The following is a 9,815-nucleotide window of genomic DNA, read 5'->3' on the forward strand; positions in this document are numbered from 1 at the left end:
TCAACCACAACCCACAACTGCCATGGTCCTTCCTCGCCCACACCGGCCTGACCATCCACCCACCACAGCCACTGAACTTACGAAAAGATCAGTAACTGATCGTTTCAGAATGAGTTGAGCTGCGGGTCTTGTACTCGGCGATCTTGGTCGGCAGGCTGTCCGAGGTGGGTGCTGATCTTGTTCCTGACGACTTGTGGGAGCGGGTTGCCCCTCTGCTGCCGCCCGCTCCCGAGCGGCGCCACCGGCATCCGGGGCGGTTGCGTGTTCCTGACCGAACAGCACTCGCTGGCATCCTGTTCGTGCTGCGGACCGGTGTCGCCTGGCGGGACGTCCCTGCGGAGACCGTGGGGTGTTCCGGCGTGACGGCCTGGCGCCGGTTGCGGGACTGGACCGAGGCCCGGGACTGGACCGAGGCCGGCGTCTGGCCCCGCCTGCACGCCGCCCTGCTGACCGAGCTGTGCCGCGCCGACCTGCTGGTCCTGGACGACTGTGCCGTGGACGGCTCGCACGTTCGGGCCCTCAAAGGGGGACCACACCGGGCCCTCGCCCGTCGACCGCGCCCGCCCCGGCTCCAAGCACCACCTGATCGTCGACCGGCACGGAACCCCACTCGCCGTCACGCTCACCGGCGGCAACCGGCACGACGTCACCCAACTCCTGCCCCTGCTCGACGCGGCCCCGCCGATTCGGGGAGCCCGGGGACGCCCTCGCCGCAAGCCCCGACGTCTGCATGCCGGGGCTACGACTTCGACAAGTACCGCCGCCTGCTGTGGAAGCGGGGCATCAAGCCGTTGATCGCCCGACGCGGTGTCGCCCACGGTTCCGGGCTGGGCAAGGTGCGCTGGGTCGTCGAGCGTACCTTCGCCTGGCTGCACCAGTTCAAACGGCTCCGCACCCGCTACGAGCGACGCGCCGATCTCCATCAGGGCCTGCTCGAACTGGCCTGCAGCCTCATATGCCTCCCTCGTCTGCGGACATCGTCCTGAAGCGATCAGCTGGCTACGCTGAACCACCCCGGCCGCACCTCGGCCAGAAGCGGTTGCAGCGACCGCACTGCGGCCCGCAGGTCCTCATCCGTGACGTCAAGAGGCTCCGGCAGGCTCAACCCATACCAGCGCAGCCGCCAGAGGTCGAAAATTCCGCTCCCGTCGGCTTCGAAGTCCACATCGACCTCAGTGCCGTTGCCACTGACGAATCGGCATCCCGCCCCATGAACCGTGTAGGAGTAGGCACCGATGTGCCCACTCCGGCTGATCCGGCGTGAACGGGCCAGGCCAAGGACATCGGCCAGTCGCTCAAGCGAGGGGATCGCCACCCTCATGACCTCGTCAATCGCGTTCAGAGCACGGACGTAACCGAGCACGAGGTCTCGTGCAGCCCCAACCCGTTCCATGCGGCGTCACCCCCCTGAGCCCGTGGCTGAAGGAATTGTTCCATGGGCCGCCAGCATCTCCGCAGGACGGCATTCTGAAACGATCAGTAAGGCGGGCAACAGCACCAGGGCACCGGACCGGCGGACTCGCGCGGGCGGGCCACTCAGCGACAGGACCGACGGCGCGTCTGGGCCGGGTGGAGGCGACGGGCGGCAGGACGTACGGCCGGCGCCCGGAGGCGAGCACCGGGCAGCCAGGGCTGTGGGCCGCGCCGGCCGGCGGGAAGATGCCCCGGGGTCCGGAAAAGACACCGATCTGAGACAGCTGCCGGCCGGCTCCAGAGCACAGCGTCGGCGCATGACACCGAAAGCGGAAACCCGTACCCCGCGCGGACGCTGAGCACCACGCACGCAGCGCCCTGTGGTCCGTCCCGTCAGGATGGCTGCTTCTCTGCGGGTGCGGAGTCCAGGGAGTCCAGGGAGCTGACCGAAGGTGATCTCCTTTTCACCGTAGCCGGACGTCATGGCGGCGGCGAGGGCCTCCCACCGTTACGTGCTGCGCCCGCGGTGGTCCAGCAGGATGGGCACAGCGACGTCGGGCTCGTTGCCGGCGAGGACCTCATCCGCAGGGATCTGGCGCAGGTGCTCCGAGGTGCGGTACCGGGATCTCGCGACGGCGCGGTAGACTTCGGAGCGGGTGAGGGTGTCACCGGACGCGGGAGAGTCAAGCCAGGACTGCAGGACGGCCGCCGGGTCGGGGTGCTCGCCCAGTGCGTCGTCGTCCAGAAGCCGCACCACACCATCGTCCTCGTCTACGGGTACCGGAACGGCGGCCGCCGCTCCCGGAAACCACTCGAGGCCGCCTACCTTCTCGGCAATCCAGGCCAGTTCGGCGGGGTGCAGCCCGTCCAGGACGTTCTCGACGGCGGCGTGCGGGGTGTGCGGGTTGGCGGCGAGAGCGGACAGCACCTGGACTCGGCGGTGCTCGGAGTGGCGTTCCAGAAGCCGGGCCGGGCGGTCGCGGTCCGGATCGGCATTGCCGATGATGCGGATCAGGGTCCGGCTCAGTGTCGGCGAGACGACGGTCGGCTGATCCAGCCGGGCGAGCTGGGCGCAGGCCCCCGCGAGGTGATCGGGGTTGGCGCTCAGGAGGGCCAGATCCTCAGCGGGGGATCGCACCCTTGCGGCGCTTGGGTGAGAGCAGCCGCCGTGCGCTGCGCGCGTAGTAGCGGGCAGTGATCGCGATGTCGCTCACCTCGAGGAACGCGTCGCGACGGGTCCTGCCGCTCTCGGCCTGCATCAGGTCGAGGCCTTCCTCCTGCCGCTGGAAGACGAGGTCGTGGAAGCGCAGCATGATGCGCTTGCGGTCGGCCACCGTGGTGGCCGCCCAGCCAGCCTGGGCGGCGCGCGCCCGGGCAAAGGCCTCCTCGAGGTCGCCGGGGGTGGAGACCGGCAGGTCCGCGAGCGGTGCGCCGGTGTACGGGGAGGTCGTGGCGACCCGCTGGGCGCGGGTACCGGCGGCTATCAGGGTGGCCAGGCGGGCGACCCGGGCCGGTGTCAGCCAGGCCGGGAGGGCGGCCTCGGCGGGGGCGGTGTGCGTGGTGGTCATCGCGGTCTCAGCTCCGGTCCTGGATGGAGGTGGGCACAGGCATGTGGAGCGCCAGCTGGACCTCGGTGGTGACGTCAAGCTGGATCGTCCGGATCGGCTTCAGCGAGCGGAGGTCATCGCTCATCCGGCCCTCACCGAGCTGCAGGTCAAGGCGGCGGGGGAACCGCGTGGCGCCCGAGGAGAGCATGTTGATCTGGCTGGTCGTGGAGTGCCAGCCGCCGTCGATCGTGGTGTAGGAGGTCAGGGTCGAGACGTGTGCGCCGGTGGGTCGGGCGGTCTGCTTCGGAGTGGGCGCCGACAGGGCGAAGTCAAGGCCGCCCTGGTCGTTGGCGACCCTGACGGAGGTGCGCTCTGTGTCGATGTCGACGTCGAGTTCGGTGACCCACTTGGGGAAACCGTAGCCGTCGTGGCCGCGCACCTGTGCGATCTCGGTGTTGACCGGCAGCAAGAGTACGTAGGAGTGCAGGGAGTCGTTCTTGAGTCCGCTGACCAGGTCGAGCAGGCCAAGCCCACCGTGCCGGGCCGGCCTCACGGCGACGCCGACCGCGGCCTCGGTATAGAAGTCGATGTCGCACACGTCGTACCGGAAGGCCATCACGGAGACGATGCCGAGCCCCGGGGCGATCTCGAGCGGGTCCAGCTCGCGGGGCAGGCGGGTACGGATCGCCTTGGTCGGCGCGAACATCGTGAGCCGGGTCGTGGAGATGCGGTAGTAAAAGTTAGGCGTCAGCGTGGGTCCGATGTGGGAGTCCACGCGGCTCTTCGGCGCCCAGCTCATCGAGATCGCCGGCGAGGTCACCGGCCGAAAGATCGGCTACACGGTACTGCCGATGCTCGCCTTCCCTCTCGGGCGCCGCTTCGTCAAGCCGCTCGACGAGATGTTCGAGCTGCTTGTCCGCTACCGCGACGACAACATCTTCGACAGCTCGAAGTTCGCGGCCCGCTTTCCTCAATTCCAGGTCACCAGCTACCGGGAAGGCGTGGAGCGGATCCTCGCCGGCTGATTCGCCGACAGCGCCTCGGGTCGGCTGACTCGTGCCGCGATGCATAACCGGCGCCGGTACTCCGACGGCGTGACGCCCGTGACGCGCTGGAAGATCCGACGGAAGTTCGACACGTCCAGGTAGCCGACGCCGCGGGAGATCTGGGCGACCGGCTCGTTGGTCAGCTCCAGCAACTCACGTGCGCGTCCAGCAGAACCTTCGGATGCCGGCGCGCCAGCTCCTCGGCGCACAGTACGCGTACCACTTCGCCCTGGTCCGCCACATCCACGCGTGGGTCGTGGCGTCCCGGAAGTCGAGCAGGTGGGTCTCGGCGAGGACGAAGACGCCGGCGCACACGGCACACAGGGTGGTGCCCTCGCACCGGAGTCCGACGAGCCAATCGGTGAGCTCGACGACCGACGCCATCAGCTCCGGTACGACGAGGCTCGGAGGGATGATGACATGGCTGAGCCGGTGCGCGCGCTCAGGATGAGTGTCCGAGGTGCACACCAAGACCGGCCCGTCGTCGGTCGCGGACACCGCCCAGGTGCCGACCCGGATCACGCTCGGAAGATCGGCCGACCCCACGGCGTACTCGCTGGCGACACGGAAGATGTCCCTGAGGTCATGGATCGCCGACACCTGGCAGTCGTTGTACTCCAGCAGGCCGACCTCACCGACGACCTGCGCTCCGGTCGAGTCGACGTGTGGACCTGTCGCGGTCGGGCTCCTCGTGTCTCCTCGAAGTCCGTGGTCGGCGCAGCGATCGGGCGGCGTGCGGGCCTGCTTCCGCTTCGACAAGGTCGGCTCGCCGGTGTGCCGGTAGCTCAGATGCGGGGCTGAGATCTGCTGGATCTGTTCGACCGTCGCGACCTTCAGCACCCCGAGCACGCGCAGCACGCCACCGCGCAGGTTGTTCGACGACGCCGCCGGGTTCTCCTCACGCTTGACCGCCATCAGCTGCGCCCCCTCCCCGTCGTCTGGCACGCGCGGCCACCTGCCAGGCGCCGGCCGCGCCCGGCCGCCAAGGGCACTCGGCCCCCGAACCCGATGATCTCCTCCTCCACGGACATCACTTCAAAGTTCACGAGGAGAGAAGAGGGTCGTGACAACGCGGCGCGCGGCCGTACCTGCGTCGTGACCTGGGCTTTCTCCGTCCGACTCGGTGCCGGGCACCAAAGTGGGTTCCACAACGGCCTCCCAAGTACGCACCACAGGAAGCCGGGACGGCTTGCCCGCCGGCGGTCGTGCCCGTGGTCGGGCCGGGCGCCTGCCCGTGGTCGGGGCGTGGTCATCGCAGTGACTCCTTCACTTCGAGCCGCCCTGGTGGGCGGGGACACGAGGGAGCTGCGTGCAGGGCCCCCCTTGTCCGCGGTCTAACCGTGGCCAGGTCAAGGAGAAACACGGCAATGGGCGGGTGATAGCAGAGGTGGACAAGGGGCCAGGATCGGGTTCGTGGTCGGGCCGACCACCATGGACAAGGGGCCCGGTTTGGCCCTTGCAGCCCCAGTTCGTTTCGTTGTGACTGTGCACGGTAGATAGCCGGAGTTTTCGCGCTACATGGCCACCCGGCCCGTGGTTGTACACCCCTGCCTCAGGCTGGGCGGCGCTCAGCACTGAGGGCAGTGCCCGGGGAAGTCCCGGGCACCGCCCTCGCTGGTCACGTCGGCCGTCGGTCAGGCGTGTGGGGCCCAGAAGGCGACGAGCTTGCCGATGCCGTGCTCGACGCTCTTCCAGGAGCCGCTGAAGGTGAGAACGGCGATCGCGGACGTGGGGAAGCCGCTGCGGTTCAGCCGTGGCAGCAGATCGCCGTCCGCCTCGCCAGCGAGAGCGTCGGCGAGCGCGTGCAGGCCGGGGTTATGTCCGACGACCAGCAGGTCGCGGACCTCGTCGCTGGTTTCGTTCAAGATGGCGATCAGCTCGCCGAGTGACGCCTCGTAGAGGCGGTCGTCGTACACCGACTTCGGTCGCTGCGGCAGCTCGGCCGCGGCGAGCTTCCATGCGTCACGACAGCGTGTCGCGGTCGAGCACAGCGCCAGCTCGGGGTTGATGCCCGCACCGGCGAGCCAGCGGCCGGCGGCCGGCGCGTCCTTGCGGCCGCGGTCGGCGAGTGGGCGCTCGTGATCGTCAACATCGGACCATTCAGCCTTGGCATGGCGGAAGATCACCACGCGGCGGGTCGTCTCAGCACTCATAGCGATCATCCTCGCCACCCCACCGGCTCTGCCCGAGGCGAACCGCGTGCGACTCAGCCGAGCGGGTGAACCATCGTGTTGCCAGGTTGAGGGGGCAGTACAGGCCCCTTCTGGGCTGAGCGGGGCTGGCCAGGTAGCCCGAAAAGTGTGGCCATCAAGCCTGCAAAGTTGGCCACCTAGCGTGCAAAGGCACATTCGTCCCGTTCTCTTGCAGCAGGGAGAAATCTCTGGGCTCTGTCCACAGGCCCGAGGTACCGCACCTCGTGCAGCCACGAGGGATCACCGGGCAGGACACACGGCCGGTCCGGGTCCCACAACCGCGACGCCACCACAAGCCCCTCCCCACTTCAGACTCCGCCGACGCCAGCATTCCGCACCACCCCCGCCCTCAGCGCCCGAACCCGGGAATCGGCCCCGGCTGCACCGGCGCGGTGCCGGCGCCGGAGCGTGGCGGCCCTCCAGAGGTCCGGGCTCACGGGGCGGGGCGGTTCAGGAACTGCGTCATGTCGTCGGCGGCCGCCAGCAGCAGACCGGCCCGCAGGGGTCGGTGGCCGCCTCCCGTCCGGCGGCGAAGCCAAGCAGGGAGATGGCGCGGTGGAGCGCGGCGCGCAGGTCGGTGATGTGCTGGTCGAGGGTGTCGATGGGGACGGGCGGGGTGTCCATCGGCGGAATCTCCTCAGCAGGTGATGCGGGTGACGAGGGCGGTGGCGTTGTCCGCGTACGAGTCCGGTAGGGCGTGCGCGCGCCGGACGGCGTCGTCGACCAGGCGCTCGGCGGCGGTGTGCGGGGTGCCGGTGAGGTAGCCGGCGAGGTCGTGGCCGGCGTCTTCGTGGGGTTCGTAGGCGCCGTCAGAGGCGGGCAGGGGCCAGCCCGGCCGGGCCGCGGAGGTACTCGGTGGCCGGGTGGCCCCAGAGGCGTTCGGTTTCCTCGTCGCTGCGGGCTCCCCCAAGGCAGGCGGTGATCAGGTTCCGGTCCCCGCCGTCGCTCGCCGGACCAGGCGACGGAGAACAGGCCGCCGGGGACGTGGACGGCGACGACGGCCGCCGCGCAGGGCACGTCATGGCCGGCGTTGCGGGCGGGGTCGGCGGCGTAGCGGCCGTACTCGGCACGCAGACCAGCCTCCGCGTCCGCGTGTTCGGCGGCCGCGGGGGCCAGCCGGCGGGCTGCGGTGCGCGTCCAGGAGCGGACGGCCGGGGTGTCGCCGACGCCGTCGAGCAGGACGTAGGCGCGGGTGCCGTCCGGCGCCGTGAACACGGCGGTCGCGTCGCACTGCAAGGCCCGGTCACCAGGCCGCTGTCCGGTGGCGTACGACGTCACGGCCATGTCCTCGTCGACGTCCTCGCGCATGCGGCAAGCCGCCGCCTCTCCCCGGTGTAGGGGCGGCGTCGCCGTGCCGGGGCCAGCCGCGCGGCGTCTCGAACATTCGTACCGTTTGGTCGATATTCTGTGGTCGAGGTGACAGGAAGGTCACCCGGAACAGGAACCACGATGACCACTGCCCCGCCCCCCGCCCCCGATCTCGGAGCCCGACCCCTCCGCGCTGACCTGCCCCGGTGACCGTGTCGGACTGTGCGCCGGCTGCCAGCGCAAGACCCACAAGTACGGCGGTGGCGGATGCCCCTTGTGCCAGTGATGCATGGCCCCGGCGAGGGAGCGGTGGGGCCCGGGCGTGCGCTACGTCAGCATGCACGTCTAGGGCGTTTCTTTCCGATCATCTGATCGTTGGTCTGGTCGTGCCGTTAACTGACGCGCAGTGTGCGCGACCGGGAGCCCGCGGCGCGAGCCCCCGGTACCGGCCTCCTGGCGACCCGTGAGGGAAGCCTTACCGATCAGACGTGCCCGAAGAACAGGCTGCCCGGCGCGTCCGGGTTGTTTGAAAAGAAGTATTCGCGCACCGCGCGGACGAACTCCATGCGCGAGATCTCGCCGTCGCCGTCGGTGTCCAGCTTGGTGAACGCGTCCATCGCGTCGGGCGCGTCACTCTTCCACACGTCCCTCAGGAAGCGGGCGAACTCGTCCCGGCTGATCGCGTTGTCCTCGTCGATGTCGATGACATCGAAGATCACGTGGCCGGCACCGTCCGCCAGGTTGAGCCGACTGGTGTCGACGCTCGCGAGGCGGTTGGCCGTGACGAATTGGTCCTTCGTGAGCCGGTCCGCCGATACGCCCGCGTGACGCAGCAGCTCCAGCCAAAAGTGCTGGTAGAAGGCATGGAGCGCCCTGGCCCGGCGGTCGTCCTTGCCGAGCTTGTATGCCTGGATGTAGCGGTCGGCGAAGTTCTGGTAGTCCGTCCAGTCCAGGTAGCCGTCGTGATTGGCGTCAAAGGCATCGAATGAACGCTCGAGCTTGGTGGTGATGACGTCCCGCGCCGTCGTGGTCATCGTTCCGGTCCTCCGAAAGTCGAGTGACGTGGGAAAGATCATCGTTCCGTTCACCGCCACCCGACCGCACGCATCTCGCCCTGCTTTCACTCCTTCGAGTGCGCCTCATCATCCGGCACCGCCTACCTGGCTACGCTCCGCACACCGAGGGCAATGTTGCCGTACGGCAGGCGGTGGGTGATCTCGGTCTGCCCGGACAGCGGGGGCCGAACCCGGCCCCGGTGAGGACCGAGGCGGTCATCGTCACGGCGGCGGCGTGTTCGTCGTAGCCATCGGCTTGGACCGGCCGGCCTTCGTCGTCGTACAGCTGGTGTCCCGACTCCAGTCGCGTCTTCACCCGGACCAGGCCCGACTCCTTGAACGCGTTCAGGGCGTCGCGGGTGCACCGGTCGTGCCGTCGGTGGGGCGCAGCATCCGCCACAGCTGATCGGCGGTAGCCCGCTGGAAGATCCGCAGAGCCCTCAGCACTTCCTTCCCTCGTACTCCGGTCGGCTTCCAGACCTCTGCTGGCCTAGGAGGGTTGTCGAACGCGTCGCGGAGCCTTGACTTGCGGGGCTGGCCTGCGGATATGCGCCGAGTGGGCGAAGTGGCCGTGGGGGGCAATGGAGGGGGCCTGCGGGGCCTGCTCCACGCCGTCGCAGGGCCGGCGGTCGCGGGCGGCGCGGCGCTCGTGGGCGGAGTCGGATGTGTGGTCGGTGGGCACGGTGTCCTCGGTTTCTTCCGGCCTGCGGGCCGGGTCGGCGGTCGTCCGGCCCGCACGCGGATCTGCGTACGGGCCGAGGCCACCGTGTGAAGCCACTCCTTGTCCGCGGCCTGACGGCCACCAACTACCGGCGCCCTATTCCTCCTTGGCCGCCCCTTGCAATCTGGTTGTGTCCGTGACCGGCGTCATGCCCGCACCGTGTCCCGGAGCGCGGTCTGTATCCACAGGGCCGGGCGCGCACCGTAAGGGCGGTCGGCTGGGCGCACCAAGCGCCCGGCCAGCGAACGACAAGGAGTTGACATGGAGACGCTGCCGCCCAAGGTGCCCCAGCTCGCGCCGGAGCAGATCCTGCGGGCCTGCGACTACATGGAGCTGGTCTGGCAGGAGCAGGGCAGTAAAGCACGTCTCACCGTCAACCGTGCACGAGCTCGTGCGGTGGTGACACGGTCCCAATTCGGCTTGTCACCACTGAGCTTCTTCAGCGTTGCCGCTCCAAGGCGAGGACCGCAGCAGCGATGACCGTCATCCGGTTCGGACTGCAGCGGCTTCGGCGGAAGATCCGCCAGGACTTC

9 protein-coding genes and 5 pseudogenes are annotated in these 9,815 nt (G+C 69.3%); 3 read left to right on the forward strand and 11 right to left on the reverse strand.

What is annotated here, in order from left to right; genetic code table 11:
- Positions 1-164: 164 nt before the first annotated feature.
- A pseudogene (locus AB0E62_RS39585) lies at positions 165-986 on the forward strand (IS5 family transposase).
- Positions 987-991: 5 nt separating this feature from the next.
- Here AB0E62_RS39585 and AB0E62_RS39590 read toward each other — a convergent pair.
- From AB0E62_RS39590 to AB0E62_RS39605, 4 genes and pseudogenes are all read right to left on the reverse strand, one after another.
- On the reverse strand, positions 992-1,363 hold the full coding sequence (locus tag AB0E62_RS39590) for a hypothetical protein (protein WP_362205866.1): 372 nt from the start codon (positions 1,361-1,363) through the stop codon (positions 992-994).
- 558 nt (positions 1,364-1,921) lie between these two features.
- The gene (locus AB0E62_RS39595; protein ID WP_362205869.1) at positions 1,922-2,551 is read right to left on the reverse strand and encodes a hypothetical protein; all 630 of its coding nucleotides are present in this window, start codon (positions 2,549-2,551) and stop codon (positions 1,922-1,924) included.
- A pseudogene (locus tag AB0E62_RS39600) lies at positions 2,541-2,981 on the reverse strand (aldehyde dehydrogenase family protein); the annotation flags it as partial. The pseudogene AB0E62_RS39600 and the gene AB0E62_RS39595, both read right to left, overlap by 11 nt.
- A gap of 7 nt (positions 2,982-2,988) precedes the next feature.
- A pseudogene (locus AB0E62_RS39605) lies at positions 2,989-3,747 on the reverse strand (acetoacetate decarboxylase family protein); the annotation flags it as partial.
- Position 3,748: 1 nt separating this feature from the next.
- Between AB0E62_RS39605 and AB0E62_RS39610 the strand changes: the two are divergent.
- Positions 3,749-3,985 (forward strand): annotated as a pseudogene (locus AB0E62_RS39610) (NAD-dependent epimerase); the annotation flags it as partial.
- Here the strand turns inward: AB0E62_RS39610 and AB0E62_RS39615 are convergent.
- The 6 genes from AB0E62_RS39615 to AB0E62_RS39640 form a co-directional block, all read right to left on the reverse strand.
- Positions 3,949-4,215 (reverse strand): helix-turn-helix domain-containing protein, encoded by a 267-nt coding sequence (locus tag AB0E62_RS39615; protein ID WP_362205872.1) that lies wholly within the window; start codon positions 4,213-4,215, stop codon positions 3,949-3,951. The pseudogene AB0E62_RS39610 and the gene AB0E62_RS39615 sit on opposite strands and share 37 nt — an antisense overlap.
- The gene (locus AB0E62_RS39620) at positions 4,160-4,951 is read right to left on the reverse strand and encodes a hypothetical protein (RefSeq protein ID WP_362205875.1); all 792 of its coding nucleotides are present in this window, start codon (positions 4,949-4,951) and stop codon (positions 4,160-4,162) included. Before AB0E62_RS39620 ends, AB0E62_RS39615 begins: the two co-directional genes overlap by 56 nt.
- Positions 4,952-5,640: 689 nt before the next feature.
- Positions 5,641-6,159, reverse strand: a complete 519-nt coding sequence (locus AB0E62_RS39625; protein ID WP_362205878.1) for a histidine phosphatase family protein — start codon at positions 6,157-6,159, stop codon at positions 5,641-5,643.
- A 501-nt stretch (positions 6,160-6,660) separates the two neighbouring features.
- On the reverse strand, positions 6,661-6,822 hold the full coding sequence (locus AB0E62_RS39630; protein WP_362205880.1) for a hypothetical protein: 162 nt from the start codon (positions 6,820-6,822) through the stop codon (positions 6,661-6,663).
- A 13-nt stretch (positions 6,823-6,835) separates the two neighbouring features.
- On the reverse strand, positions 6,836-7,108 hold the full coding sequence (locus AB0E62_RS39635; protein ID WP_362205883.1) for a hypothetical protein: 273 nt from the start codon (positions 7,106-7,108) through the stop codon (positions 6,836-6,838).
- 880 nt (positions 7,109-7,988) lie between these two features.
- The gene (locus tag AB0E62_RS39640; RefSeq protein ID WP_362205886.1) at positions 7,989-8,540 is read right to left on the reverse strand and encodes an EF-hand domain-containing protein; all 552 of its coding nucleotides are present in this window, start codon (positions 8,538-8,540) and stop codon (positions 7,989-7,991) included.
- 1,003 nt (positions 8,541-9,543) lie between these two features.
- On the opposite strand from AB0E62_RS39640, the gene AB0E62_RS39645 reads away from it, so the two are divergent.
- Complete coding sequence (locus AB0E62_RS39645; RefSeq protein WP_362205889.1) at positions 9,544-9,762, forward strand: hypothetical protein; 219 nt, start codon at positions 9,544-9,546, stop codon at positions 9,760-9,762.
- Here AB0E62_RS39645 and AB0E62_RS39650 read toward each other — a convergent pair.
- Positions 9,722-9,815 (reverse strand): annotated as a pseudogene (locus AB0E62_RS39650) (IS5/IS1182 family transposase); the annotation flags it as partial. The gene AB0E62_RS39645 and the pseudogene AB0E62_RS39650 sit on opposite strands and share 41 nt — an antisense overlap.

Origin of the sequence: Streptomyces sp. NPDC038707 (assembly GCF_040636485.1) — a bacterium.
Classification (GTDB): Bacteria; Actinomycetota; Actinomycetes; order Streptomycetales; family Streptomycetaceae; genus Streptomyces.

Excerpts from the sequence above, each read along its gene's own strand:
- AB0E62_RS39630 (WP_362205880.1), bottom strand. The coding sequence starts at position 6,822 with ATGGACACCCCGCCCGTCCCCATCGACACCCTCGACCAGCACATCACC.
- AB0E62_RS39640 (WP_362205886.1), bottom strand. The coding sequence starts at position 8,540 with ATGACCACGACGGCGCGGGACGTCATCACCACCAAGCTCGAGCGTTCA.
- AB0E62_RS39625 (WP_362205878.1), bottom strand. The coding sequence starts at position 6,159 with ATGAGTGCTGAGACGACCCGCCGCGTGGTGATCTTCCGCCATGCCAAG.
- AB0E62_RS39645 (WP_362205889.1), top strand. The coding sequence starts at position 9,544 with ATGGAGACGCTGCCGCCCAAGGTGCCCCAGCTCGCGCCGGAGCAGATC.